Here is a 26,407-nt window from a genome sequence, read left to right on the forward strand (position 1 = left end):
CCCTTTAATTGATGATTTTTTGTGTAATAAAATGGGTTACATCATTAATACCGGCTCGCGGCGAGATTTGATTTTGACGTAGCAGATCTTCAATTTGTTGGTAGTGCTGGCGGACCTCGGGGTGAGAAAACAGCATTGCAAGTGCATTTGCCTCTACCTGATGGCGCACCCAACCAAGATTTTGTTGTTGGCGCAAGGTGGTGAGTTGCCCACTTTGCGTCATGACCGGCCAAAAACTTTGTACTGCCTGCCACACTTCGCGAATACCGCGTTTTTCCAACGCGCTACAGGTGAGAACCCGTGGCTGCCATGCAGGATATTTACGGCGAATGATATGCAGTGCGCTGTGATACATATGGCGGGCGATTTCAACATTGCTGTGGTTGTCGCCGTCATCTTTGTTAATCACAATAAAGTCAGCCATTTCCATAATGCCTTTCTTAATGCCTTGCAGGTCATCGCCAGCGCCGGCAATTTGCAAAGAGATAAAGCAGTCCACCATTTCAGCCACTTCGGTTTCCGATTGCCCAACGCCGACGGTTTCAACGATGATGACGTCGTAACCTGCGGCCTCACAGAGCAAGATCAATTCGCGGGTACTCTGGCTTATCCCGCCGAGGTGGCCCCCTGACGGCACCGGGCGCACAAAAGCATGCTCAGCGCGTGATAGATTCAGCATGCGGGTTTTGTCGCCCAAAATGCTGCCGCCACTGATGGGGCTGCTGGGGTCAACTGCAATCACCGCGACCTTATGCCCTTGTGCCAATAACTCTTCGCCTAGCGCCTCAAGAAAGGTGCTTTTCCCCGCACCGGGTGTGCCGGTAACCCCCAGCCGTTTAGCCTGCCCGGTATAAGGCATAATGCGGTCTAACAGCCGAGCGCTTAATGCCTGATGTCGGGGGAGGCGGCTTTCTGCCAGCGTCATGGCTTGCGCTAATGCGGCCCGGTCTCCCTGACGCAAGCGGTGAACGTAGTCCTCCATATTGTCGATATCAATCATGGCGGCGGCTGATGAGTTGTAGAACGTCACGCACGCTAACGAGCATTGGCGTACCCGGCCCATAAATTGCTGCCACACCCTGCTCACGCAAGAAGGCGTAGTCCTGTGGCGGGATAACTCCCCCTGCCACCACCAGAATATCTGGCCGTGCGTATTGACGCAGCGCTTCAATCAACTCAGGGATCAATGTTTTGTGGCCAGCGGCAAGGGAAGACGCACCGATAACGTGAACGTCATTTTCCACTGCCAGACGGGCGATTTCATCTGGTGTTGAGAACATCGGGCTAAGATCGACATCAAAACCGAGGTCAGAGTATGCGCTGGCAATGACCTTAGCGCCCCGGTCATGGCCATCCTGGCCCATTTTGGCAATCAGAATTCTGGGTCTGCGACCGTTTTCACTGAAGAAAATTTGGGTCTGCGCCACTATTTGATCAAATTCCTGAGCGTCTTTCTCGCTCTGGTGATAGCTGCGCGCAATGACACCGGTAACGCATTCGCTTGGTACCAGATAGCGGTCGAATACCATTTCCATCGCATCGGAAATTTCACCCAAGGTTGCACGCAGTCGTGCAGCTTGAACGGCGGCCTCCAGTAGATTTTCATGGTTTGCAGCCGCATGGCGCAGGTTTAGCAACGCTTGTTGAACCGCGTTGTTATCCCGCTCGGCGCGAATACGTTTAAGTTGTGCAATTTGTTCATTGCGCACTTTAACGTTGTCAATTTCCAACACTTGAGTTTCAGCTTCTGTCGCTAACTTATACTTATTCACACCGACAATAACGCGTTTACCCTGATCGATAAGTGATTGCTGACTGGCGGATGCTTCTTCAATCATGCGTTTGGGTAACCCAACCTCAATGGCTTTTGCCATGCCGCCCACATCATCGATCTGTTTGATAATGGTTCTGGCTTGTTTCACCATTTGATCGGTTAATGACTCAACAAAATAAGAGCCTGCCAGCGGGTCAATGGTGCGGCAAATCGCCGACTCCTCTTGAATGATTATCTGTGTATTACGCGCAATGCGTGCTGAGAAATCAGTTGGCAGGCCGAGAGCTTCATCAAAAGCATTGGTATGTAAAGACTGGGTGCCGCCGAGGGTTGCACCCAGAGCCTCAATGGTCGTGCGAATAATATTGTTGTAGGGATCTTGCTCGGTCAGGCTCCACCCTGAGGTTTGGCAGTGGGTGCGTAGCGCTAATGATTTAGGGTTGGTTGCGCCAAATCCACTGACTGCCTCACTCCAAAGGAAGCGTGCGGCGCGTAACATGGCAATGTTCATAAACAGATCCATGCCAATGCCGAAGAAGAATGAGAGGCGTGGGGCAAAGTCATCAATATTTAAACCGGCATTTAAGGCCGCTTTGATATATTCAATACCATCAGCAAGAGTAAAAGCCACTTGTTGCACGCAGTTGGCACCGGCTTCTCCCATATGGTAGCCACTAATGCTGATGGTATTGAAGCGCGGCATATTTTGCGAACTCCAGGCGATGATGTCGGAGATAATGCGCATGGAGGGTTTGGGGGGGTAAATATAGGTGTTGCGGCACAGATATTCTTTCAGAATGTCATTCTGGATGGTACCGGTCAGTAGCGCTGGAACTACACCTTGCTCTTCGGCCGCGACGATATAAAACGCCAGAATGGGCAGTACCGCACCATTCATCGTCATTGAGACAGACATTTTATCGAGTGGTATTTGGTCGAACAGAACCTTCATATCCTCAACGCTATCAATTGCCACACCTGCTTTACCCACATCACCAGAAACGCGAGGGTTATCTGAGTCATAACCGCGATGGGTGGCAAGATCAAATGCCACAGAAAGACCTTTTTGCCCCGCAGCCAGATTTCTGCGGTAAAAAGCATTTGATTCTTTAGCGGTTGAGAAGCCAGCATATTGGCGAATTGTCCAGGGCTGAGCGGCATACATCGTGGCTCTCGGCCCTCTAACGTAGGGAGCGAGACCAGGGAACGAACCGGTAACTTCTAACCCATCAAGATCACTGGCGGTATAAAGCGCTTTTACCGTAATACCTTCGGGTGTGTTGCTGCTCAAATCCTCTATTTTAATTCCTCGTTTGTTTAACTCTTTATTAGCGAGGTTTTCCCACTCACGAATATCCACCATTTGTCTTGCTCCCAATTACTGGCAATAGAATGCCTATCGAAGGTTATGAGATATTCCTCGACGAAGGCTTTATACCCGTCATACTTCAAACTGCATGTGCGTTGGCTGTCATCATTCACTCAAGTCATTGAGTTATCTCAACTCCTTGGGTTCATTTCGTTGCCGCCTTCCTGCAACTTGAATTATTTAGGGTATAGATTTTATTTAAGTAAGCGCTTTTTGCTGTGGATTGTCGCGGGCAAAAAAGAACAGGGTGTCACGTCATTATTAGACGGTGGGGATGCATCTAATCTGTGGTTTTGCTCATGTTTTTTTAGAAAAAACGTCTTCCGTTATGAGATATTGGTCATAAAAAAAGCACCCTTATTGGCTGACCAATAATGCGGTGCTTTTTATAGCCGGCTGGTTATTAGCACTAGCCGGCGTCTAGCGAGTACCCACTAAAAACGTTCGGGGTGCAACAAGTGCTCAACGGCTTTCTGCGCGTTAATCCAGTGCTGCCCGCCAAATAAATTACTGCGGTTCAATAAATAATAAAGCTGATAAATAGGTTGGCGATCAATAAAGTCGGCAGGGAGCGGCCAAACACTCTGATAACCATCATAAATCTGGGCGGGTAAGGCAGGGTAGAGCGGTAGCATAGCAAGGTCGCACTCGCGATCGCCCCAATAACAGGCGGGATCAAAAATCACTGGCCCCTGGGCACTGGCAGCACAGTTAGCTGGCCATAAATCACCGTGTAAGAGTGAGGGCTGTGGCTGGTGACCTTGTAAACGTTCTTGCACTAAGTCGGTTATCTGGTCGATATCACCAAAAGACATGCCTTTTTCCGCGGCCAACTGCAATTGCCAGCCGATACGCTGCTCAGCAAAAAATTGCCCCCAGCGGCGCTGCCAGCTATTAGGCTGCGGCGTGGTGGCCAGATCATTATCAAAATCCAGCCCGAATTGCAGTTGCTCGCTCCATTGATGCAAATGGGCTAATTGCTGGCCCAGACAATAGGCATTGTGGGCATCCAGTGGCTTCAGAGGGATATATTCAAGTAACAGAAAACTGTAATCGCGATCGCTGCCCACACCATAGACTTCGGGGACCCGGACTGTTTTACTGCGGGACAATAACGAGAGTTGATCAGCTTCAGCGGTAAATATAGGCAGCATCTCGCGGCTATCACATTTCACGAAAACCTCAGATTCACCATAACTGAGACGCCAGGCTTCATGGATATCCCCACCCGGCAATTCGGTTCTTTCCCGAATTTCGGCGGGGCCAAAGTATTCACCTAACAGACGATTCACTGCTTGCCACATGATTCACCCCCTATTAGCTGCCAGTTACACCCTTTGAAATTGAAATCACAGGGTTGTTAGCGACGGTAACTCATCCTAATTATCCGACTGCGTTAGCCATCAGGATTAATGAGCCTCATCCCTGGGACAAGCATAAATACTGTTAAAATGGACTCCTGAATGATTGGTTATTCACTTACAGCCTGCAAGACCTATTACTTTGACTACAGATCATTAGGTTAGCGTCTTTATGGTGTGAAGAACAAGAGCTGGCGCACAGGGATACCCGTGCCTGATCAAACAAAAGACGGATTCTACTGGTAAAGTGTTAGTCGTTTTGCTGTTTTGTTCATATTACGACAAAAATGGCATGTTAGAAAAACTTGCTACTGGTTGAGCCTGAATAATAAACATTGCCGTACAGCATAATTGCTATCCGGCATGTTTATTGGGACTTAATTGATTATAGCAGGTTACCTTTCGGCGTGTTTTTAGCGCTAGCGGCTGTGGACTGAGGGGCCATTTTGCGGCCCTTTACTGGTTTTATATGGCTATAAATTAGGGCTATCACAAAGAACAATGCCTGAATAATGACAATACAGGGGCCGGTGGCACCATCAATATGGAAACTTATCAGGGTACCCAGCACACAAGCGACTACTGACACCAGTGTGGCAACAATCAACATTTGATCAAAACTGCGGCAAACCATAAAGGCAATAATACCGGGTGCGATTAGCATGGCGATAACTAAAATAACCCCCACGGCCTGCAATGACGCCACGATGGTTAATGCCAATAGGCAAAGTAAGCCATAGTGCAGCAATTTGACCGGTAGCCCAATGACTCTGGCATGGTTTGGATCAAAGCAGTAGAGCATGAAGTCTTTACGTTTTAATAGCACCACCAACAGAGTGAAACCGGCAATCCACATGGTTTGTTTCAGTTCCGCCAATGAGATACCCAGCATATTGCCGAATAGAATATGACTGAGGTGTTGGTCTGTATCCATGCGGGAAAATAGCACTAAGCCAAATGCGAACATACCGGAGAACACAATCCCCATGACGGTATCTTCTTTGACCCTGCTATTGTCTTTTAAATAACCGGTGGCAATGGCACAGAATATACCGGAAACAAAGGCCCCGATAACCAGTGGAATACCGAGCCAAAAGGCCAGCACAATACCTGGTAGCACGGCATGAGAGATAGCATCCCCCATCAATGACCAGCCTTTTAATACCAGATAACAAGACAGAATTGCACATACCACACCAGTAATAATCGCGGCCACTATCGCCCGTTGCATAAAGGGATAGGCGAAAGGTTCGCTGACCAGGCTAAACAATGTATTCATACATTATCCTCCGGCTGGTGGGGCGCTGGATGGCGGCGTTTTTGGCGAGAACGGAAACGGGTCGCCAGTAATCCGTGTTTCGGCGCGAAGAAAAAGGCCAAGAGGAAGACCAGCGTTTGTAAGGTCACAATGACCCCGCCCGTTGCGCCGTCCAGATAGAAACTGAGATAGGCACCGAAGGCACTGGTAAAGGCACCAATGGCAATGGCTATCATTAGTAAGCGGCTGAAACGGTCCGTGAGCAGGTAAGCGGTTGCTCCTGGTGTCACCACCATGGCAATAACCAAGATCGCCCCAACGGTCTGCAAGGCCGCGACAGTACAGGCACTTAACAGGGTGAAAAACAGAATTTTCAGGCGTAAGGGGGATAGCCCTATCGACATCGCATGGCTTTCATCGAAAAATACCGCCAGCAAGTCTTTCCAGATCAGGCATAAAATTACAAAAGAAACCAAAATAATGATCTCTACTTGTAATACATCTTCATCTGCTATCCCCAGAATATTACCAAAAATGATTGACTGGACATTGACTGAGGTCGGGTTGAGCGAAACGATGAGTAAGCCAACGGCAAAAAAGGTCGAGAAGATGAAACCAATGATGGCATCTTCTCGCAGACGGGTGACATGGCGCACTAAGGTCATCGCCAATGCCGCGAGCATGCCGGTAAAGAATGCACCAGCAGCATAAGGTAGCCCGAGCGCGTAAGCACCCGCCACCCCTGGAACGACCGAGTGTGATAGTGCATCACCCATCAGCGACCAACCTTTCAGCATCAGATATGCAGATAAGAATGCGCAGACGGCACCGACAATCGCACTGACCCAGATAGCCTTGACCATGTAGTTGTAGTTAAACGGTTGCAGTAACAGTTCCAGCATTAGGGGTTTTTCTCCTTTGACTGGCTCTGTGCTGGTGGGTCATTCTTGGTATGACCATAAAATACCGCAGGGCGTTCATCATCGGTAATGACCGTGACAGTTCGTGGGTCATTATCATCGTGCAGTGCGGTACCGGAGAGATTGATATGGCGCAGAACACCACCGAAAGTCATTTCGAGATTCTTTTGGGTAAAGGTGGTTTCGGTCGGCCCGGCGGCTAGCACGGTTTGGTTAATCAGAATCACGTGGTCACAAAATTCTGGCACGCTACCGAGGTTATGAGTGGAAACCAGAATCAGGTGGCCTTCATCGCGCAGCGCCCGCAATAAATCAATAATGGCATTTTCTGTTTTGACGTCAACGCCGGTGAACGGCTCGTCCAGTAACAATACTGAGCCTTGCTGCGCCAGCGCGCGAGCCAGAAACACCCGCTTCTTTTGCCCCCCCGATAGTTCACCAATCTGGCGTGAACGTAATGCCGTCAAACCGACTCTCTCAATGGCTTTATCGACAATGGTTTTATCTTCACGGCTCGGGATGCGCAGAAAATTCATTTTGCCATAACGGCCCATCATAACTACGTCTTCTACCAATACGGGGAAGTTCCAGTCGACATCTTCGGTCTGCGGCACGTAAGCGATGGTATTTTGTTTTAAGGCATGGCTGATGGGTTTATGGCTCAGCTCTACTTTTCCGACACTGGGTTTAACTAACCCCATGATACTTTTAAACAGTGTCGACTTACCGCTGCCATTAACACCGACTAAGGCGCAAATTGTGCCGCCGGTCAGTGAGAAACTGGCGTCATAGATAGCAGTATGCCCGTTGTTATAAGTGACAGTGACATTATCCACTACCAGCTCTGGGCGGACAAAAACAGCATGACTCATTGACCAAATCCTTTCGCGATAGTTTGTACGGTAGTATTAATCAGATCGATATAAGTGGGGACCGGCCCCTTTTCATTCGACAGAGAATCTACATATAACACACCACCATATTGTGCACCGGTTTCTTTACTAACTTGTTTTGCTGGTTTATCGGAAATGGTACTTTCACTGAATATCACCGGGATTTTATTTGCCCGCATGGTATCGATGACGCGGCGCACCTGTTGTGGGGAGCCTTGCTCTTCAGCATTGATCGGCCACAAGTAAACCTCTTTAAAACCATAATCTTTTGCCAGGTAGCTAAAGGCACCTTCACTGGTCACCAGCCACCGTTGCTGCGCGGGGATGCGAGATAAGCGCTCACGTAACGGGGCATCCAGCGCGGCAATTTTTTCAGCATAAGCTTTGGCATTACGGTTATAGGTTTCAGCATGGGCGGGATCGTGCTCCACCAGTGCTTTCCGAATATTCTCAATATAGATTAAAGCGTTTGATGGTGACATCCAGGCGTGTGGGTTTGGAATACCTTTATAGGGCCCTTCACGGATAGGCAGGGGGGTGATGCCATCCGTAACCACAGCCGAAGGGACATCTTTAATATTTTCAAAGAAACGCTCAAACCAGCGCTCCAGGTTCATCCCATTCCACAGAATCAAATCTGCTGATTGTGCTTTCACGATGTCTCGTGGGGTGGGCTGATAGTCGTGAATTTCTGCGCCGGGTTTGGTGATTGACTCAACAACGGCCGCATCACCGGCGACATTCTGCGCAATATCCTGAATAATTGTGAATGTTGTCACGATTTTGAATTTTTTATCAGCGTCGCTGGGTTTATTTTCAGCCGATGCTGAAATGCTGATCACCGAGGAAAATGCAACGAGAGTGAACAGTGTCATGGCACGTAAAAAACGGGGGGTAACACGGCTAATGGGGTGCAGGTAGGGTATTTTTTGCTTAGTAAACATGGCGATGTTCCCTTTCTTTAAATGAAAATGATTATCAATATCATTAGCGATGAAGTCAAGCCTTGCCATACAATAAACTAAAACTTACCGATAGTTACTGAATATAGCCTGATCATTATGTTGATAATGGTCAAAATAGGCCAAAAAATCTATTTGGACGAGGTGACAACTTGTATATGCTACAAAACGGCTTATCAGCACGGGGAATACTGTGAATCCAAAAGTCGGTTGCCTAATGGCAATTTTATTGCTGGCGGGGTGTGCTAAACAAACTCCGTCACCACAAGCAAATAACGGGTGGCTGAAGAAAGCGCCACAGGGTGGTTTACTTAACGGACCGAAAAGCAGCGGCGGTTCAACTACAGTTGCTTATAGCGATGTAATTAAACAAGCAGCCAGCCATTACGGCGTTGATGAAACCTTGATTAAAGCCATTATTCAGGTGGAGTCTGGTTACAATCCTGATGTGGTGAGTACCTCGAATGCCGTGGGTCTGATGCAGATTAAAGCCTCTACCGCTGGCCGTGATGCTTACCGAATGAAAGGGCGTAATGGTCAACCGAGTTCAGGTGAACTAAAAGATCCGGTGAAGAATATTGATATTGGCGCGGCCTATATCAATATTTTGCAAAACCAGCAGTTAGCGGGGATAAGTGATCCGCAAACATTGCGTTATGCCACCATCGTTTCTTATGCCAATGGTGCGGGTGCGATGCTGCGGACTTTTTCATCCGATAAACGTCTGGCAGTGAATAAAATAAATAGTCTTAGCCCGAACGAGTTTTATCAGCATATACAAAAGAAACATCCGGCCGCACAAGCGCCACGCTATTTGTGGAAAGTAGATACCGCGTACCGGGCGATGTCAGAGTAATATTAAAACGCTAACCGATGTAGTCTTTCAGGCGCTGTAACTGTTATCAGTATAAACATCGGCTAGCGTTTCCCTCTTCAATCTCACTCTTGGTTATGCAAGTGCTGGATGATAGTTAGCAATAATGTCCAGTATGCCATTTATAATAAATTGTACGCCCATACATACCAGCAAGAACCCCATCAACCGTGAAATGGCTTCAATGCCGCTCTTGCCCACCCAGCGCATAATGGCCCCGGAGCTGAGCAGTGAGCCCCATAAAATCAATGAAACACAAAGAAAAATCAGCACCGGTGCGACAGTGACGACCCATGGGCTGAATACGGCATGGTCTTTCACCGATGCGGCAGAACTGATTATCATAGCAATCGTCCCAGGCCCGGCAGTGCTTGGCATCGCCAGCGGTACAAAGGCGATATTAATAGATTTCCGCTTCTTTAAATCCTGCGATTTTGCTTCTAATTGGGTATCTTCAGTCGACTGCTGTGGAAAAAGCATACGAAAACCGATAAATGCCACAATTAGCCCACCGGCAATACGCAAACCGGGAATAGAAATACCGAAGGTATTCATCACAACCTGGCCGGCATAATAAGCGATGGTCATAATAAAGAAGACATAGATTGATGCCATCTTCGATTGCTGATTGCGCTCCTCGCTGGTCATGTTGCCAGATAACCCAAGTAATAGGGCTACCGTTGTCAACGGGTTTGCCAGTGGCAGCAGTAATACCAAGCCTAAACCAATGGCTTTACATAATTCGAAAATATCTTGCATCAGTCTTACTCCGAAAATAACATCAAACGCCCCGATGAAAGTAAAGCATATCAGGCAATTAGTCGTACATTGGGTAAATATATTGCAACAGTGCATTATTCCCTACTTTGCCACTCTACGCGATACGTCAGGCAAAAGGCTATCGGGGATTAACTTGTGGCTGATGAATCACTGGTAAGTGAGCGGGTTGAGTGAATAAATGCTGCCAACGCTACGGTAACTTATATGTGATATAGATCAAATCTCTGGCGAGCAACAGTTGGTTCAATACCGCAGATCCAGAATAATCATGTCAGCATCAATTTCTGCAAGGAACTCGGTTTTGTGCATTTGTGATATCAGTGTTGAAGATGAATATACTCGTCAGCCGCTTTCTGCTTCTGCTGCATGGGTGTTAGATACACAAGCCGCGCGTGCGCGTGGTCGGTTACGTTTTTTAAAACCCAAGCGTGAAGCTCGGCCGCGCTGGCGTTTAGCACCATTAAAAGATACTTACGAGATTCGTTTTTATCCTAACCGTCTGCCAGAGCTATGGTTTTTCAGTGCGGAAAATGCGGCCAGAAAACGGCTTTAATAGTTAAATGTGGAGTAAGCTGATATGGCCTTTAACGCCGACGAACGTAGTGCGCTGTTAGCCGTCAAAGGAGTAGGGCCAACGGTAGTTACTCGGCTGGAGCAACTTGGTTTTACCTCCCTTGCGCAACTCAGTCAGGCTGATATGCGCGAAATAGTCGCCAGTGCGGCGGCCATGGTGGGTTCCACTTGTTGGAAAAATAGCCCACAAGCACGTTCAGCTATTCAGGCCGCCATAGAGTTGGCAAAAACGCACTCATCTGAGTGAATCCGTTTCAGCCACTCTCTTCTTACACCGATTTAATATCAGCATTCTCCCACCCAGCTTAATGCTTGTTCGGTGACTTATCTGGATATGGCAGGAGTAAGTCATCCAGTATTTGCATTCTTTCTGCTACCGGAAGATATAACCAACGCGTAAACCAAGGCGTTTTGGCTGTGCATTGTTGGTGTGTTTGTTGGAAGTAACGTTCGAGAGTTGACAGGTCGTCTGTAATCTTTTGCATCATATTTCTCCCCCTTGTTGACCAATGAACAAATCATAGGCAATAAAATACGGAAGAAAAACGGATGGAAAGCATTATTTTGTTCCGTATTTATCACTGCTGCGGCAAAGGCTAAACAGTGATAAATGAACAATAGGGATAGGTGACGCAGCTTTTGGTGAGAGAAATTGTGGATAGCCACCAAATAAAACGCCCCGATTGCGTGAACAATCGGGGCGGCGTTCCAGTAACCATTGCTACACGGAAACGGAAATTGATTATGAGCATATCCTGTTAAAATAGCAATACACCTAGCGCTACTCAAAAGCAATAGATCATAATGTAAATCATTGTTGGTGATGATAAACACCTTTACACAACCAATGTCAGCCGTATTTGTAGGTTTTTTGTTCCCCATTCATTTCAGCGTCAATGCCGTAATGTAGCCAAAGTCAAATTAGGCAGTGAGCCCCCCTTGCTGCATTCGTTGCTCAATCCAGCGGCGGGCCTGAACAATTTCTGCCACGGGTTCCTCTGCTTTCTCTGTCCACATTTCAATCAGGAATGCGCCGCGATAATTGAGCTGATTGAGGGTTTTAAACACATTGATGAAATCCACACATCCCTCGCCAAAAGGGACATCACGAAATTGCCCTGGTGACTGTTCAGTAACTGGATAGGTATCTTTTAAATGAATGGCTGCAATACGATCAATACCTAGCGATAACTCATTACTGACATCATTACCCCAGGCGCTAAGGTTGCCAACATCAGGATAAACCGTGAACCACGGTGAGGCGAGGCAGTTGTCCCAGACTTTCCATTTACTGATCGAGTTGATAAACGGTGTATCCATAATTTCGACAGCTAACATGACTTGTGCGGCTGCCGCCTGTTGCACCGCCCATTGCAGCCCCTCGGTAAAGCGCGCGACGGTGCCATCATCTTGCTCTTCATAATAGACATCATAGCCGGCTAACTGAATGGTGCGGATACCCACGTCTTTCGCCAGTTGAATCGCTTGTTGCATCAAAAGGTAGGCCTGCTTTCTCAGTTCGTCATCATGGCTACCAAAAGGGAAACGGCGATGGGCCGACAAGCACATTGATGGGATAGCGATCCCGGTTTCTAGCATGGCATCGACCAGGGATAAACGCTGTGCCTTGCTCCAATTGAGCCGCGCTAATCTTTCATCTGTTTCATCGATAGACATTTCTACAAAATCAAAACCACATGCTTTGGCTAAGGCTAAACGCTCAGGCCAGCTCAAGTGCTTGGGCAAGGCTTTTTCATAAATACCTAATGGATGTTGGCGCATATTACTTCCCCCAAATAGCGTCAATGGCGTGGTGGAACGCGGTGGCGGTGGCGACGGGATGCTTGGCTTCAGACAGTGCGCGCCCGACAATAAAGGCACGTACCGCAATGGCGTGGAAGAGGGGTAAATCAGCAGGAGTGATACCGCCGGTAACAGACAGTTCGATTCCTAGATCGGACAACGCTTGCATCCTCTCTAAATCAGCCTGGCTCCAGCTTTGTCCGCTGGCTTGAGCATCACGACCACGATGATAAATGGCTTGTGTTATTCCTAAGTCACGCCAGTTTTTAGCGTCATTTAGCGTCCAGTGGCCAAACAGTTCTATCTGGATATCGCCATCATGTTGCTTTGCCACCTCCAATGCGGCTGACATGGTGGCAAGAGGCGCTGCGCAAATCACCGTCATCCAGTTTGCGCCAGCAGAAAATGCTTGCTGCGCCAGTGTGGCGCCCGCATCAGCCACTTTAAGATCAGCGACCAGCGTATGGTGTGGATAAAGTTGACGTAGAGTTTTGACCGCCTGAATGCCTTCACTGATACACAAGATGGTTCCGGCCTCGATGATATCGACGTGAGGGTGTAGCAACGCGGTGGTCGCCAGTGCGGCATCAAGGCGGGTATGGTCCAGGGCGAGTTGTAATTGCGGCCTGAGGTGCTGAGTTGTCATAGTATCAATGTCCTAAATAGTGTCGATGCCGCAACCTTGCCTGAGCAATAGAAGCTCATTGCAAGGTGCCAAGAGCAGCAACCAATGCCTGATAGCGGAGATATTTATCGTGATATGCCTGTCTGGCATGTTGATCGGGTTGCAGAGTATGCAGTTGCGGGGTTAAGGCCTGCTGAGCATCGCTGAAGTCAGCGAAACGCCCCGTTCCAACCATTGCGGCCAGTGATGCGCCCAGACAACCGGTTTCCTCAATTTGCGGTAGCTCTACCGGTAACCCGCTGATATCGGCAAACATCTGCATCCATTGCGGTGATTGAGCCGGTCCGCCAGTAATCCGCAACGCGCTAACGTTCGGAAAGCGTTTCAGCATACGGTTGAGGTGGGTCATATGGCTGAATACCACACCTTCGTAGATGGCCTGCACCAGATGTTGGCGCTGGTGGAAAGATTGCATACCATAAAATCCGGCACACATTCCTAATCCAGCGTTGGAACCATATAAAAACGGTACAAACAGTAGTTTGCTGCCTGCTTTAGGTAACTGCGCCACCCACTGATTAAGTTCTTGGTAGTCTGCTTTACCACCTTCAGCGCCAATCCATTGCTGGGTAAACCATTCCAGATTAGCCGCAGAGGTCGGGCTGGCTTCATGCACAATATATTTACCCGCTTCGGCATAACGGCCGTAGACAAAGGGATATTCAACGTCAGCGTTAAGCTGGTCGGTAATTCCTGAGGTCACCGACCAGGTTCCCATCACTGCATTTAATCGGGTTTCATCTTTCAGGCCAGCACAGAGGGCGGTGGAGACCACATCAAACAAACCGCCGACAACAGGAAGGCCAACAGTGAGGCCGGTGGCATTAGCTGCGGCCTGAGTGATGGTGCCGACAATTTGTGCGGAACCCACAATTGGTGGCAGGGCCGTTATAACTTCAGGGATACCTAGCAGTTGTGCGAGTGCGGGTTGATAGCCACCTTCGGCCATCGGATAGAGATTAGATTCTGAAATATTGGTCTCTTCGCAACCTAAGTGACCGGTCAGGCAATAACGCAAATAGTCATGGGCCATCAAGATGCAGCCAATCTGATCATAACGGCTGGATTGATGTTCTTTTAACCAACGCAACAAGGATACCGGGTGCCCGGTCCACAACGTTTGGCGGGTGATCGGGTAGAGCATTTGCGGTATGCCATCTCGCTGCCACTGTTTAACCAATGACAGCGCCCGTTGGTCAGAGGACAATATGGCATTGCCCAATGGTTTTCCTTGCTTATCAAGCAAAAACAAACCTTTACCTTGAGCTGAAATACCAACGCCCTGAATGTGACGGGGGGGAACCGGGTGGCTGGCCAGCAGTTGGCGAATCACTGAACTCATTGCTTGCCACAGTACGGTCATATCGCGCTCAGCCCATCCCGGCTGGGGGCTGATAATGGCTAGATTTTGCCGCACGATCCCGCATTCGTTACCGTCTCTGTCATACAGACCCGCTTTAATAAAGGTGCCGCCACAATCGATACCCAACCAATATTCCATTTCAGCCTCCGGTCAGCTTTTTTGTTTATTTTGGGCAGCACAGTGCCAATAAGAAGGCGACAGCTAATGATATAAATATCAAATATATTTATATAAAAAGACGTCTTTCCTATGCGTTATTACGGTTTAAATTTAATGGGAATTAATTTTTCACCTGAGATTATCCCTCTGAATATTTATTTTAACTCTGATGATTAATTCATTAGCTAAATATGTTAAGAACCCATGGCCCTCCAGACCCCCTTCAAGATAAAATAATTATCTCACTGAATTTTATCGCTTTTAATTACAGCGCCAAGATTTTAGCCCAGACATTGTCATTAATAGGAATACCATCGCGTTGGTTTTCTGCTTTAACGCGTGGAAACTTATGCCCCGGTAGGCGAATAGCAACATCAGGGTTATCGCGCTCAGCTTGAGTGACATAATCACAAATACGTTTTAATTTTTCGTCGCGGGTTTTGCCATCAATCAGGCGGTCGATTTCAATAGCAATAAACACTTGTGAGATACAGAATTCATCTGATTTATCTTGCGTAACGTCGGCAACGGATAAACCACCAGAGAGTAGGGTGGCAATCATATCCAGCACAATAGATAAACCAGAACCTTTCCAATAACCCATCGGCAGAATACGCCGGTTTTCCTCAATAATGGCCGGATCCCGCGTGAGATTGCCGTCATTATCGAAACCGCCATCTACGGGCAATGTATTGCCCGCCAATCGGTTAACTTCCAACATGCCATAGGAGAACATCGACATCGACATATCGACCATAGTGATGGTTTCACCAGGAACGGCAATGATCAGAGGATTAGTGCCGATACGGCACTCTTTAGCTCCCCACGGCGGCATGACAGCAATTGAGTTTGTCCAACAGATGCCAATGTAACCTTGTTCTGCCGCTTGCCAACCGTAGGCACCACCACGCATCCAATGGTTAGCATTGCGCAATGCCACCACCCCAATACCATGCTGATCCGCTAATAGCATTGCGCGATCCATCATTTGTTTGGCGGTTAAATTGCCAATAGCCTGGTGAGCATCCCATTGCTCGATAGCCCCGAGTGCTAATGCCTTCGTTGGGATAGCATCAGGTACGATATCACCGGCTTCCAATTGTTGAATAAAACGCGGGAACCGATTTACGCCGTGGGAGTAAACACCGTATTCAGTGGATTGCGCAAACATCTCGGCACAGGCATCGGCGGTAGCCTCACTCACTTTTCGCGCCAATAGTACCCGCTTAAACTCGGCCTTTAACTGCTGGTAACTGACTCTCATCGCGCGCTCCCCTGAATAATTTAAAAATCGAATAGCATACTTTTGATGCTCTAAATTTCAATATGCAAAATCACATTTCAAATTAATGCTATACCTCCATAGAAGTGAAGTCAAAGCACTGCATTAGTTAAATATTATTTAAAAACAATCAGTTATATTGTTTTTCGCTAATATGTGATCACCACCTCGTTTTGTTGATTATTTAGGCACTGGCAGCGCACAAGCACGACGTGACCGTGCGCAGGATAATCCTGTTTTATTATAGAGTTACGAGGGTAAATGCCGGATGAATCCGGCATGGATAAGGGACTAAGCTATGGGATTTTCTCAGCCATAAGTATTCAGCTTGATGCGATACAGTGAAGTACCGGCAGTGATATAAAGCTCATCACCGTTCGGCCCGCCGAACGTGCAATTTGATACCCGCTCAGGAACTGAAATCTTACCCAGTAATACCGCCTGCGGGGTAAAAATCAGGACACCATCCGCACAACTGCAAAATAGATTGCCGATATGGTCGACACAGAATCCATCGGGGAAACCGGGTGTTACTTCTGCAAAAATGCGCCCATCCCCCAGTTGTAACCCTTTTACCGGATACACCCGTAACTGCCGCCGACCGAGGGTGGGGAAATCGACAATTGACATATCCGCCACATACAGCAGTTGTTCATCTGGCGAAAAAGCCAGCCCGTTTGGTCGTTGTAAGTCACAGGCGGCGATACGTAATGAGCTGTCTTTAGGATCAAAACAGTATAAATAACAGCCAATAACCTGACTTTCTGATTTATAGCCCTCATCGTCGCCGGTAATGCCATAAGGCGGATCGGTAAACCATAAAGTACCGTCTGATTTCACCACAATGTCGTTGGGTGAGTTAAAACGCTTGCCGTCGATACGATTAACCAACAGGCTGATATTGCCTTGTATATCAGTCTGGCTGATGCCGCGCCGGCCATGCTCACAACTGACAATACTGCCATTAGCCATACGGGCATTACCATTGGCAAAATTGGACGGCGACCGATAAAGACTGAGTTCGCCGTCGCGACACCAGCGGAACATCCGGTTCCCTTTTACATCACTGAATACCACGGCATTTTCTTGTGGTAACCAGACCGGCCCTTCCGCCCAAAGAGCCGGAGAGCACAGACATTCCAGTTGGCTATCGGCGGCCAACACCGCCGATAATTCACCGATACCTGCCTCAGCCAGCGTTAAAGTTGTCATGGTTGCTGCCTCCGACGCCTGACTTATTTCACGCCCCAGATAGTTTTATAGTGACCCTGATAATCGTTCTGTGGGTCGAACATCTGTTTATCACCACCGTCACTGCCAATATTGTCACGCGTAACCAAATGGGCAGGGGTTACATAGTCAGAAGGGGGCTGTTTAGCGAATGCACGGTTAAATTCATCCAGTAGCTGCCAGCCATGCAATTTCAACGGCTCCGGCACAGTAGCTGACTGGCTGTCGCCAGAGCGAATGCGTTGATAGGCCGAAATAGAGCCATCACCAGCCGAAATATTATAAGGTGCATTCTTGCCACCTTTGCCGGCGGTTTTCAGTGCTGGGGCCATAAAATCAAAGTAGAGATCGTTAATTGCTAAAGCGTACTGGAAGTTATCACCGTATTTTTGTAACAGGCTGAACGTCATCGCTGGCATGCGGTTGGCCGTATCTGCCAGCGGGGTATCAATAAATTCAATCACCTGGCATCCAGTGCATTTCTCAATGGTCTGCTTCATCACATTGGCTTTGTCCAACGCGATTTGATACAGCGAATCAGTGAAAATCAGTACCTTGGCCTGACCTTCTGATTTAGCTACGGCATACAGTGCAGCAATACGGGCTACATCATTGGAGTCGGAGGTAACATTATAAAAAATATTGTAATTCTTCACCGGGCCTGGCTCTGGGACGGCATGCCAGGCGGTCAGCACAATGCCTTGTGCAATGGCTTTTTTGAGTGGTATTTTCGCAACATTAGGGTTCCAGCCACCGATAACAATACCGTCAGGTTTTTGTGCAATCGCCTGATTTAATGACGATAACTGATCTTTAACCGAGCCTCCGCCATCAAGCGTTTCCAGCTTCCAGCCCGCCGCTTTGGCCGCTTGTGATAGCCCTTCTTGTACCCCTTGCACACCGCCGTTCTTCATATCAGAAGCAATAAAAATAATATGCTTATTGGGTTGCAGCGCGGGGCCGCTGGTGGGGCCATCCCATTCAGTTACCGTAGATGTGGCCTTACTGACTGCGGCCTTGGCTTCATCAAGGTAGCTATCAGCCCAGCTTGGTAATGCGGTAGCAAATACTGTGGTAAAAAGTAAGCCCTGTAGTATCAAATTGCGTTTCATATTCTGTTCCTTGATGAGGTTAAGAATTTGTGGCTTTTTTAGTATTGCCCGGCGCTTGGCTGGGCTTGACGGCTTTTTGATTCAATAATCTGCGCCGTTGGGCATAACCGGCTAAGGTGATGGAAAGCAGCAGTGTGGCACCGTTAAACAAAGGCTCAACCCAGAACTCGCCGCCGAATTGCTGAATACCTGCAATACCGATTGCCAGGATTGCGATACCCACAACCGTTCCCCACACATTGACCCGACCTGGGCGAATGGTGGTACTGCCGAGGAAGGCACCTACCAGTGCAGGTAACAGATAGTCCATACCGACACTGGCCTGGCCAACGCCTTGTTCAGAGGCGATGAGGATGCCACTAAATCCGGTCAACACGCTGGAGGCGATAAATGCGCCGACAGTAAAACGGTTGACTGAAATCCCGTTAAGCCGGGCGGCTGCGGGATTCCCACCTACGGCATACATACAGCGGCCAAGCGGGGTATGTTCGGTAATGAGCCACAGCACCACGGCAATAATCAATACATAGAACGCAACAATAGGAATGCCGAATATCTCGGTATGGTGCAGCGCAATAAAAGCATCAGGAAGATCACCGACTATCTGGCGGCCACCTGAGTGCCATAATGCAATGGCGTAAAGCACGGTGCCTGAGCCTAAGGTCGCAACAAAGCTATCAATGTCGGCCAATGCCACTAATATGCCGTTTAACAGCCCATAAAGTGCCGAAATTATCAATACGGTTATAACGGCAGCTTGCCAGGAAAAACCGTATTGCACTTGCAGGGTTATCGCCAGAATGTGCCAGAGCACAATACCGAAACCGACGTTTAAATCGATCTTGCCGACAATCATCGGAATAGTGGCGGCCAGTGCCAGCAAAGCAATTTTTGATTTACTGGACAAAATGGCCTGCAAAGTGAGCATGGAGGCAAACGACGGGGTGGTCAGTGAGAACACCAGCACCAATAAAATACACAATAGCAGTAAGCCGTAACGGGTCATGGCCTGCATGGACCAGGCACCGAAACCGTGTTCGCTCAGGCTGACTCGTTGTTCAAGCGCTGTCGATTTTATGGATGTTTTAGACATAACACTCTCCGAAACCTGAGCACTACAATGACACCGCGCAGGGCGATATCATCGTTAGCACAGGTCGCTGTTTTAAACGGATGTAACTTCCCCGGTGCTGGCAGACGCCAGCTCCAATAAATTAGCGAACGAGACCTGTTGATTACGCAGTTCACCAACCACTTCGCCACGGTTAAACACCAACGCCCGATTACAGATATGCGCGATCTCCTCTAAATCATTGGAAATCACCAAAACCGCCACACCTTCTGCTAATGATTTGTTTAATAAGTGATAAATTTCAGCACGTGCGCCAACATCCACGCCGGCTGTGGGATCTTCAAGAATCAGTAATGGCGCGCCCAGATGCATCCAGCGTGCCATAACCACTTTTTGTTGGTTACCGCCGGAAAGGGCGCTGATATCGATATTGACGTCTTTAGGCCGAACATCGAATAACTGCACCTTCCACCAACTTTCCCCCATTTCGCTACGGGTGCTATAACGAGAAAGTAATTTATGACCGCTGGCAATTGGGTTAATGAATAAGTTTTCGCGCACCGACATCGACATCACCAGACTTTCACCGGTGCGATCACCGGCCACCAATGAAACACCTGCCGCCATAGCTTGCTGCGGCGAAGAGGCGGTATAGGGGCGGTCGCGGAAAATAATTTCACCCTGATCACAATGGCGTAAGCCAAATAGCAGGCGGCCCAACTCCTCCTGGCCTGCCCCTCTTAGCCCCGCCAAGGCCAGCATTTCGCCTGGTTGCAGGCTGAAAGTAACCGGGCCAATCTCACCTACCATCACCTCGTTAAGCTGTAATACGGGTTTGCCTGCTTCCGGTAACGGTTCACGTTGGGAGTCACCCATGGCTTCACCAACAATCATTTGCACCAGATCGCGCAATGAATAGTCGGCGGTATTCCCACCTGCAACATAGCGCCCATCCCGCATCACACATACCCGGTCAGCAATCTCAATCACTTCATCCAAGCGATGAGTCACGTAAATCATGCCAACATGCTTATCTCTCAGGCGATTAATCACTTCAAATAGATGGCGGACATCGTTGGCAGGCAGAGAGGCGGTTGGCTCATCCAACACCAGTAATTCGGCATTAACCGCAACGGCGCGGGCAATGGCCAATAATGACTTTTCAGTACGTGACAGCTCGAACACCCGAGTATCGGGTGAGAGGTCAATGCCGATATCCTGCAAAGCACGACTGGCTTGCTGGCGAATAGCGGACCAATTAATCAAACCGAATCGACGTGGAAACCCCATCACCAGTGCCATATTTTCGGCAACAGTCATCCAGTCAATTAGCCCTAAATCCTGATGAATAAAAGCAATAGGCTGACGGGTATCACTTTTAAGTTCTGCGGCAGAACGTATGGTATTTCCCTGAAACAGAATATCGCCACTGTCCCGTGGGTAGACACCTGCCAATACTTTGATTAGGGTGGACTTTCCTGCGCCGTTTTCGCCGAGCAGTGCCACTACTTCGCCTGGCATGACATCAAGACTGACATCATTGACAGCAATATTACCGCCAAATCCTTTGATGATATGGCGCATCGAGAGAATAGGTTGGCCCAATTCAGTGGTATTCATCAGTGTGACGCCCCTTATCCGGCGAATGTTTTGAGTAAAAGCATTCGCGATTTAGTGGTTATCGAGCATAAACTAGACTTTATATTTCAACATGCGAAATCAGATTTCAAAAATCATATGCTGATATCTTCGCTAAAGCAAAAGAAGTGATGAATTAATTCTTTATAAAAAACAAATGGTTATTTATTTGTTTGTGGAAATGTGACGAACTACGCACTTCTTATGTTGGGTAAATGTTGCGAAACGCGATGCCTGCGATGATACCGAAACACTGTTTCGTGCTTCACACAGACTACGGCTTTGGAGTACCATTTCATGCTAAACAACAAGGATATTGTCTATGGCCCTTACACTCACAGATGACAAGAAAGATAAGCCGTTAGGCAGCCAAAGTCTGTTTCGCGGGCTGCAACTGATTGAGATATTAAGTAATTACCCTAATGGCTGCCCATTGGCGCATCTGTCTGAATTGGCCGGGATGAACAAAAGTACCGTTCATCGGTTATTGCAGGGGCTACATACCTGTGGCTATGTCACTCAGGCACCTTCTCCGGGCAGTTATCGGCTGACAACCAAGTTCATCTCAATCGGCCAAAAAGCACTGTCATCACTGAATATTATTCATGTTGCGGCCCCGCATTTAGAACAACTCAATCTTGAGCTTGGTGAGACAGTCAATTTCTCAACCCGCGAAGATGACCACGTTATCCTGATTTATAAGTTAGAACCCACCACTGGCATGATGCGCACTCGTGCGTATATCGGGCAGCATATGCCGTTGTATTGCTCAGCGATGGGTAAGATATTTATGGCATACGGCAAGAGTGACTATCCAGATGACTATTGGCAGAGCCATCAGCATGAAATTGAGCCGCTGACTCACAATACCATTACCGAATTGCCCAAGATGTACCAGGAGCTGGCGGATATTCGCAAAACAGGGCTGGCTATGGACCGGGAAGAGAATGAGCTCGGTGTCTCTTGTGTGGCAGCTCCCGTTTTTGACATTCAGCAGCGGGTGCCGTACGCCGTTTCCGTTTCTCTGCCTACTGCCAAACTGCAACAGGTGGGGGTGAAAACCCTGATTAAACCTATTTTGGCCACGGCTCAGCGTATCTCACAAGAATTGGGGTTTGTGACACCGTAACGTTTGACTTGCCTATATGGGTTATTCCAATGCAGAGATAACCCTCCTATCGGTTGTTTGTCTTTAGCTATTATCGAAATTCCTAATTCTAAAACAGACACATTTTTATCAGTAGAACGCGTTTTAGCCATTGGGAGCACGGCATGATTGGTCCGTTTATTAATAGTGCAGGTATTATTTTGGGGGGGATTGTTGGCGTATTACTTGCCCGTCATGTCCCTAAGCGGTTGCAGGAAGGGCTACCGGCCACGTTTGCGCTGGCTTCTATCTCCATCGGTATTGTGATGGTGGTAAAAGTCCATTTTATGCCAGCGGTTATTTTGGCGTTGATTGTTGGCACAGCGGTAGGGGAGTTATTATCCCTTGAGCAGGGCGTAAAATGGGGGGCGAACAAAACTCGCATCATGTTGGAGCGGGTTATACCCTCGCGCAGTACACTACCGCCGCAGGAGTTTGCGCAGAGTTTCACTGCGATGATTGTGCTGTTTTGCGCCAGTGGGTTGGGGGTTGTCGGCTCTTTAACTGAAGGTATTACCGGTGATTTTCAACTGCTATTTGTCAAAGCGTTAATGGATTTCTTCACCGCGCTGATATTTTCAATTTCACTGGGTATTGCGCTGGTGGCTATTGCTGTTCCGCAATTGTTGATTCAAATTGCGTTGGTTTTATTGGCCAAACTCATCATGCCGTATATGGATGATATTGCTTTTGCTGATTTTTCCGCTTGCGGTGGGATTATTATGATTGCGGTGGGGCTACGTATTGCACAAATTAAAATATTCGCGGTGGTGAATTTTCTGCCCGCGCTATTGTTTGTGGTACCCATATCCTATTTATGGCGTTACATGATGGGATAATGTGAGGGAAAAGATGACTTCTAAAACGGTAGGCTTCTCTGCACAGATTGATCATTGAAGCGACCGTTTCAGATTTATTTAGTTGACTGTTTTAATTGGTTATTTTTCTAATTAGCCAATTTTTCGGCACAAAAACTTACCCTTAATCACGCCATCAAAAAAACGACCTTTCGAAACCACGGACATAAAATTCTGATAAACACGCTCAGGGACACCAAGATACTGATAAATCCCTTGTTCACGGAACTGTATCTCCAACATGCGATTTTCAGGATCATAACCAATCGACAGAATTCTGGAAGATGTAACAGGTTGTCGCTGCAATAGTTGACCCTCAGTTGTACGGTATTGATATTATAGTGATCGTAGTGCAGTTTTAGCTCGATAACTTTGTCGGTGATCATTATCACCGTTTGGCTGTAGTATTAATAGGTTATTCGGCAGGTATTATTGTATCTGCGCTTACCGACTGCGGTGATGCACTCCTTTTAGTAACAGATACCATCATGAAAATATGAGTGATTGATACTCAATATGGATTTTGTTTTGCCCCTGTTGTTATTGGCGTTGAGTAGATGCTTGTCATTGTATTGAGTAATGATAATATGAGTTTCCTTTGTGGCTAACACTGTGGTGCAAAGGGAACGCTGTACACAGTTGCGTACCAATATAACAAACGTGGGTTAAATTGATGCCGCAACTTTTTGAAGTTAAACAATAATTACGTCTTGCATGTGATCTGTCGTGTGGGTCACCACTGTAGATAAGGAATTAGAATGCCCGTTATTACCCTTCCTGACGGCAGTCAGCGTCATTTCGATCACGCCGTTTCTGCTCTTGATGTTGCCTTAGATATCGGCCCAGGTTTAGCAAAAGCGTGTATTGCTGGCCGAGTTAACGGCGAACTGGTAGATGCCAGTGACCTGATCGAATCTGATGCCCAATTGGCTATTATCACCACCAAAGATGCTGAAGGTCTGGAGATTCTCCGCCATTCTTGTGCACACTTGTTGGGGCACGCAATCAAGCAACTTTGGCCTGATACTAAAATGGCTATCGGGCCGGTTATCGACAACGGTTTCTATTACGATGTTGATATCGACCGCACCTTGACGCAGGAAGACTTGGATCTGCTTGAAAAGCGGATGCATGAACTTGCCGATAAAGATTACGACGTAATCAAGAAGAAAGTCAGTTGGCAAGAAGCCCGTGACACTTTTGCTGCTCGTGGTGAAGATTATAAGGTGGCAATTCTTGATGAGAATATTAGCCACGATGATCGCCCAGGTTTGTATCACCATGAAGAATACGTTGATATGTGCCGTGGCCCGCACGTACCGAATATGCGTTTCTGTCATCATTTCAAATTGCAGAAAACGTCCGGTGCTTATTGGCGTGGCGACAGTAAAAATAAAATGCTGCAACGCATTTACGGCACGGCTTGGGGTGATAAAAAGCAACTAAATGCTTATCTGCAACGTCTGGAAGAAGCGGCCAAACGCGACCATCGTAAGATTGGTAAGCAATTGGACCTTTACCACATGCAGGAAGAAGCACCGGGTATGGTGTTCTGGCATAACGACGGTTGGACTATCTTCCGTGAACTGGAAACTTTTGTGCGTACCAAGCTCAAAGAGTACCAGTATCAGGAAGTGAAAGGGCCGTTTATGATGGACCGTGTACTGTGGGAAAAAACCGGGCATTGGGAAAACTATGCTGAGCATATGTTCACCACATCGTCTGAGAACCGCGAGTACTGCATCAAGCCAATGAACTGCCCAGGGCACGTACAGATTTTCAACCAAGGGTTGAAATCATACCGTGACTTGCCATTGCGTATGGCTGAGTTCGGTAGCTGCCACCGTAATGAGCCTTCAGGCGCACTGCATGGTTTAATGCGCGTCCGTGGTTTCACTCAGGATGACGCACACATTTTCTGTACTGAAGAGCAGGTTCGCGATGAAGTGAATAGCTGCATCAAGATGGTGTACGACATGTACAGCACCTTCGGCTTCGAGAAAATTGTGGTTAAGCTGTCAACTCGCCCTGAAAAACGGATTGGTAGTGATGATTTATGGACCCGTGCCGAAGATGATTTGGCCGCTGCACTGACTGAAAACGATATTCCGTTTGAGTATCAGCCGGGTGAAGGGGCATTCTACGGTCCGAAAATTGAGTTTACCTTACATGATTGTTTGGATCGCGCGTGGCAGTGTGGTACCGTACAGCTCGATTTCTCATTACCGGGCCGCTTAAGTGCGTCTTACATCGGCGAAAATAACGATCGTCAGGTGCCAGTAATGATTCACCGGGCTATTTTGGGGTCAATGGAGCGCTTCATCGGTATTTTAACCGAAGAATATGCAGGCTTCTTCCCTACATGGTTAGCTCCGGTACAAGTCGTGGTGATGAATATCACCGATAGTCAGTCTGATTATGTCCAACAAGTGACCAAAAAACTGCAAGATGCAGGGATTAGGGCAAAAGCGGACTTGAGAAATGAGAAGATTGGCTTTAAAATTCGTGAACATACGTTGCGTCGGGTTCCATATATGTTGGTCTGTGGCGATAAAGAGGTCGAATCAGGCAAAATTGCCGTTCGTACCCGCCGTGGTAAAGACTTGGGAAGCTTGGACGTCAACGTGGTCGTAGACCAGCTGCTAACAGAAATTCGCAGCCGTAGTCTTCATCAACTGGAGGAATAAAGTATTAAAGGCGGAAAACGAGTTCAACCGGCGCGTCCTAATCGCATCAACAAAGAGATTCGCGCCACAGAGGTTCGCTTAACAGGCGTCGATGGTGAGCAGATTGGCATTGTCAGTCTGAATGAAGCTCTTGAAAAAGCTGAGGAAGCTGGTGTTGATTTAGTAGAAATCAGTCCGAATGCCGAGCCGCCGGTTTGCCGTATCATGGATTACGGCAAATTCCTCTATGAGAAGAGCAAGTCGACAAAAGAACAGAAGAAGAAGCAAAAAGTTATACAGGTCAAGGAAATCAAATTCCGTCCTGGTACCGATGATGGCGACTATCAGGTCAAACTACGCAACCTGATTCGCTTTCTGGAAGATGGCGATAAAGCCAAAATCACCCTGCGATTCCGTGGGCGTGAAATGGCGCACCAACAGATCGGCATGGAAGTACTTAACCGTGTCAAAAAAGATCTGACTGAAGATTCTGATTTGGCCGTTGTGGAGTCTTTCCCGACTCGTATCGAAGGCCGTCAGATGATCATGGTGCTCGCACCTAAGAAGAGACAGTAAGGCACTCAAGTAATAGGCCTCTTCCTGCTTGCAGAGTAGGGGTCTGTTCGCCT

General features: G+C 47.9%; 25 protein-coding genes. 7 read left to right on the top strand and 18 right to left on the bottom strand.

The genetic code is table 11. The features are described 5' to 3' along the window. Window positions 1-4: 4 nt before the first annotated feature. From meaB to yfeA, 7 genes are all read right to left on the bottom strand, one after another. The gene (gene meaB / locus EL015_RS09715) at window positions 5-1,000 is read right to left on the bottom strand and encodes a methylmalonyl Co-A mutase-associated GTPase MeaB (protein ID WP_032905802.1); all 996 of its coding nucleotides are present in this window, start codon (window positions 998-1,000) and stop codon (window positions 5-7) included. Beyond that, entirely contained in the window at window positions 993-3,137 is a 2,145-nt protein-coding gene (gene scpA / locus EL015_RS09720; RefSeq protein WP_005182899.1) for a methylmalonyl-CoA mutase, read from the bottom strand. Before scpA ends, meaB begins: the two co-directional genes overlap by 8 nt. Before the next feature lie 440 nt (window positions 3,138-3,577). Beyond that, window positions 3,578-4,447 carry a fructosamine kinase family protein gene (locus EL015_RS09725; RefSeq protein WP_005182896.1) on the bottom strand — a complete coding sequence of 290 codons (870 nt, stop codon included), beginning with the start codon at window positions 4,445-4,447 and terminating at the stop codon, window positions 3,578-3,580. Between the two features lie 442 nt (window positions 4,448-4,889). Beyond that, window positions 4,890-5,783 (bottom strand): iron/manganese ABC transporter permease subunit YfeD, encoded by an 894-nt coding sequence (gene yfeD / locus EL015_RS09730; RefSeq protein WP_032905801.1) that lies wholly within the window; start codon window positions 5,781-5,783, stop codon window positions 4,890-4,892. Then, window positions 5,780-6,664, bottom strand: coding sequence for an iron/manganese ABC transporter permease subunit YfeC (yfeC, locus tag EL015_RS09735; RefSeq protein WP_005182891.1), 885 nt, complete (start codon window positions 6,662-6,664; stop codon window positions 5,780-5,782). The genes yfeD and yfeC overlap by 4 nt, the downstream gene beginning before the upstream one ends. Beyond that, window positions 6,664-7,554, bottom strand: a complete 891-nt coding sequence (gene yfeB, locus EL015_RS09740) for an iron/manganese ABC transporter ATP-binding protein YfeB (protein ID WP_032905800.1) — start codon at window positions 7,552-7,554, stop codon at window positions 6,664-6,666. The genes yfeC and yfeB overlap by 1 nt, the downstream gene beginning before the upstream one ends. Then, window positions 7,551-8,519: an iron/manganese ABC transporter substrate-binding protein YfeA gene (gene yfeA, locus EL015_RS09745; protein WP_032905799.1), complete on the bottom strand. Its 969-nt coding sequence runs from the start codon at window positions 8,517-8,519 to the stop codon at window positions 7,551-7,553. Before yfeA ends, yfeB begins: the two co-directional genes overlap by 4 nt. Window positions 8,520-8,730: 211 nt before the next feature. Between yfeA and EL015_RS09750 the strand changes: the two genes are divergently transcribed. Further along, a complete protein-coding gene (locus tag EL015_RS09750; RefSeq protein ID WP_005182886.1) occupies window positions 8,731-9,393 on the top strand; it encodes a transglycosylase SLT domain-containing protein in 663 nt (220 codons plus the stop codon). Window positions 9,394-9,486: 93 nt separating this feature from the next. Here EL015_RS09750 and EL015_RS09755 read toward each other — a convergent pair whose 3' ends face one another. Next, the gene (locus EL015_RS09755) at window positions 9,487-10,170 is read right to left on the bottom strand and encodes a MarC family NAAT transporter (RefSeq protein WP_005182884.1); all 684 of its coding nucleotides are present in this window, start codon (window positions 10,168-10,170) and stop codon (window positions 9,487-9,489) included. A gap of 322 nt (window positions 10,171-10,492) precedes the next feature. Between EL015_RS09755 and EL015_RS09760 the strand changes: the two genes are divergently transcribed. Together EL015_RS09760 and EL015_RS09765 are read left to right on the top strand one after the other, a co-directional pair. Continuing rightward, window positions 10,493-10,744: a hypothetical protein gene (locus tag EL015_RS09760; RefSeq protein ID WP_005182880.1), complete on the top strand. Its 252-nt coding sequence runs from the start codon at window positions 10,493-10,495 to the stop codon at window positions 10,742-10,744. Between the two features lie 24 nt (window positions 10,745-10,768). Next, complete coding sequence (locus tag EL015_RS09765; RefSeq protein WP_005182878.1) at window positions 10,769-11,011, top strand: hypothetical protein; 243 nt, start codon at window positions 10,769-10,771, stop codon at window positions 11,009-11,011. Between the two features lie 101 nt (window positions 11,012-11,112). Here the strand turns inward: EL015_RS09765 and EL015_RS21925 are convergent, their stop codons facing one another. From EL015_RS21925 to EL015_RS09815, 9 genes are all read right to left on the bottom strand, one after another. Then, entirely contained in the window at window positions 11,113-11,646 is a 534-nt protein-coding gene (locus EL015_RS21925; RefSeq protein WP_226718841.1) for a hypothetical protein, read from the bottom strand. A 39-nt stretch (window positions 11,647-11,685) separates the two neighbouring features. After that, window positions 11,686-12,546 carry an L-ribulose-5-phosphate 3-epimerase gene (locus EL015_RS09780; RefSeq protein WP_042569898.1) on the bottom strand — a complete coding sequence of 287 codons (861 nt, stop codon included), beginning with the start codon at window positions 12,544-12,546 and terminating at the stop codon, window positions 11,686-11,688. Window position 12,547: 1 nt separating this feature from the next. Then, complete coding sequence (ulaD, locus tag EL015_RS09785) at window positions 12,548-13,213, bottom strand: 3-keto-L-gulonate-6-phosphate decarboxylase UlaD (RefSeq protein WP_005182867.1); 666 nt, start codon at window positions 13,211-13,213, stop codon at window positions 12,548-12,550. 55 nt (window positions 13,214-13,268) lie between these two features. Then, window positions 13,269-14,753 (bottom strand): FGGY-family carbohydrate kinase, encoded by a 1,485-nt coding sequence (locus tag EL015_RS09790; RefSeq protein WP_005182866.1) that lies wholly within the window; start codon window positions 14,751-14,753, stop codon window positions 13,269-13,271. A gap of 286 nt (window positions 14,754-15,039) precedes the next feature. After that, complete coding sequence (gene yiaK / locus EL015_RS09795; RefSeq protein WP_005182865.1) at window positions 15,040-16,038, bottom strand: 3-dehydro-L-gulonate 2-dehydrogenase; 999 nt, start codon at window positions 16,036-16,038, stop codon at window positions 15,040-15,042. Between the two features lie 327 nt (window positions 16,039-16,365). Beyond that, complete coding sequence (locus EL015_RS09800; RefSeq protein ID WP_005182864.1) at window positions 16,366-17,268, bottom strand: SMP-30/gluconolactonase/LRE family protein; 903 nt, start codon at window positions 17,266-17,268, stop codon at window positions 16,366-16,368. 23 nt (window positions 17,269-17,291) lie between these two features. Then, window positions 17,292-18,398 (bottom strand): ABC transporter substrate-binding protein, encoded by a 1,107-nt coding sequence (locus EL015_RS09805; protein WP_005182863.1) that lies wholly within the window; start codon window positions 18,396-18,398, stop codon window positions 17,292-17,294. A 19-nt stretch (window positions 18,399-18,417) separates the two neighbouring features. Then, entirely contained in the window at window positions 18,418-19,491 is a 1,074-nt protein-coding gene (locus tag EL015_RS09810) for an ABC transporter permease (RefSeq protein WP_005182862.1), read from the bottom strand. 72 nt (window positions 19,492-19,563) lie between these two features. Beyond that, window positions 19,564-21,090, bottom strand: coding sequence for a sugar ABC transporter ATP-binding protein (locus EL015_RS09815; RefSeq protein ID WP_005182852.1), 1,527 nt, complete (start codon window positions 21,088-21,090; stop codon window positions 19,564-19,566). Window positions 21,091-21,430: 340 nt separating this feature from the next. Between EL015_RS09815 and EL015_RS09820 the strand changes: the two genes are divergently transcribed. After that, on the top strand, window positions 21,431-22,237 hold the full coding sequence (locus tag EL015_RS09820; RefSeq protein WP_005182850.1) for an IclR family transcriptional regulator: 807 nt from the start codon (window positions 21,431-21,433) through the stop codon (window positions 22,235-22,237). Between the two features lie 143 nt (window positions 22,238-22,380). Beyond that, window positions 22,381-23,094 (top strand): DUF554 domain-containing protein, encoded by a 714-nt coding sequence (locus EL015_RS09825; RefSeq protein ID WP_005182848.1) that lies wholly within the window; start codon window positions 22,381-22,383, stop codon window positions 23,092-23,094. Window positions 23,095-23,205: 111 nt separating this feature from the next. Here EL015_RS09825 and EL015_RS09830 read toward each other — a convergent pair whose 3' ends face one another. Then, window positions 23,206-23,418 carry a KTSC domain-containing protein gene (locus EL015_RS09830; protein ID WP_032905797.1) on the bottom strand — a complete coding sequence of 71 codons (213 nt, stop codon included), beginning with the start codon at window positions 23,416-23,418 and terminating at the stop codon, window positions 23,206-23,208. A gap of 452 nt (window positions 23,419-23,870) precedes the next feature. Between EL015_RS09830 and thrS the strand changes: the two genes are divergently transcribed. Beyond that, complete coding sequence (gene thrS, locus EL015_RS09835) at window positions 23,871-25,799, top strand: threonine--tRNA ligase (RefSeq protein WP_005182845.1); 1,929 nt, start codon at window positions 23,871-23,873, stop codon at window positions 25,797-25,799. Between the two features lie 3 nt (window positions 25,800-25,802). Continuing rightward, the gene (infC, locus tag EL015_RS09840; RefSeq protein ID WP_011816226.1) at window positions 25,803-26,354 is read left to right on the top strand and encodes a translation initiation factor IF-3; all 552 of its coding nucleotides are present in this window, start codon (window positions 25,803-25,805) and stop codon (window positions 26,352-26,354) included. Window positions 26,355-26,407 lie beyond the last annotated feature (53 nt).

Origin of the sequence: Yersinia intermedia, from assembly GCF_900635455.1 — a bacterium.
Lineage (GTDB): Bacteria > Pseudomonadota > Gammaproteobacteria > Enterobacterales > Enterobacteriaceae > Yersinia > Yersinia intermedia.

Coding starts and splice junctions, on each gene's coding strand:
- yfeC (WP_005182891.1), bottom strand. CDS start 6,664: ATGCTGGAACTGTTACTGCAACCGTTTAACTACAACTACATGGTCAAG.
- yfeD (WP_032905801.1), bottom strand. CDS start 5,783: ATGAATACATTGTTTAGCCTGGTCAGCGAACCTTTCGCCTATCCCTTT.
- EL015_RS09820 (WP_005182850.1), top strand. CDS start 21,431: ATGGCCCTTACACTCACAGATGACAAGAAAGATAAGCCGTTAGGCAGC.
- thrS (WP_005182845.1), top strand. CDS start 23,871: ATGCCCGTTATTACCCTTCCTGACGGCAGTCAGCGTCATTTCGATCAC.
- yfeB (WP_032905800.1), bottom strand. CDS start 7,554: ATGAGTCATGCTGTTTTTGTCCGCCCAGAGCTGGTAGTGGATAATGTC.
- scpA (WP_005182899.1), bottom strand. CDS start 3,137: ATGGTGGATATTCGTGAGTGGGAAAACCTCGCTAATAAAGAGTTAAAC.
- EL015_RS09780 (WP_042569898.1), bottom strand. CDS start 12,546: ATGCGCCAACATCCATTAGGTATTTATGAAAAAGCCTTGCCCAAGCAC.
- EL015_RS09765 (WP_005182878.1), top strand. CDS start 10,769: ATGGCCTTTAACGCCGACGAACGTAGTGCGCTGTTAGCCGTCAAAGGA.
- yiaK (WP_005182865.1), bottom strand. CDS start 16,038: ATGAGAGTCAGTTACCAGCAGTTAAAGGCCGAGTTTAAGCGGGTACTA.
- EL015_RS21925 (WP_226718841.1), bottom strand. CDS start 11,646: ATGGGGAACAAAAAACCTACAAATACGGCTGACATTGGTTGTGTAAAG.
- EL015_RS09815 (WP_005182852.1), bottom strand. CDS start 21,090: ATGAATACCACTGAATTGGGCCAACCTATTCTCTCGATGCGCCATATC.
- EL015_RS09725 (WP_005182896.1), bottom strand. CDS start 4,447: ATGTGGCAAGCAGTGAATCGTCTGTTAGGTGAATACTTTGGCCCCGCC.
- EL015_RS09810 (WP_005182862.1), bottom strand. CDS start 19,491: ATGTCTAAAACATCCATAAAATCGACAGCGCTTGAACAACGAGTCAGC.
- EL015_RS09805 (WP_005182863.1), bottom strand. CDS start 18,398: ATGAAACGCAATTTGATACTACAGGGCTTACTTTTTACCACAGTATTT.
- EL015_RS09800 (WP_005182864.1), bottom strand. CDS start 17,268: ATGACAACTTTAACGCTGGCTGAGGCAGGTATCGGTGAATTATCGGCG.
- EL015_RS09790 (WP_005182866.1), bottom strand. CDS start 14,753: ATGGAATATTGGTTGGGTATCGATTGTGGCGGCACCTTTATTAAAGCG.
- EL015_RS09825 (WP_005182848.1), top strand. CDS start 22,381: ATGATTGGTCCGTTTATTAATAGTGCAGGTATTATTTTGGGGGGGATT.
- EL015_RS09755 (WP_005182884.1), bottom strand. CDS start 10,170: ATGCAAGATATTTTCGAATTATGTAAAGCCATTGGTTTAGGCTTGGTA.
- ulaD (WP_005182867.1), bottom strand. CDS start 13,213: ATGACAACTCAGCACCTCAGGCCGCAATTACAACTCGCCCTGGACCAT.
- meaB (WP_032905802.1), bottom strand. CDS start 1,000: ATGATTGATATCGACAATATGGAGGACTACGTTCACCGCTTGCGTCAG.
- yfeA (WP_032905799.1), bottom strand. CDS start 8,519: ATGTTTACTAAGCAAAAAATACCCTACCTGCACCCCATTAGCCGTGTT.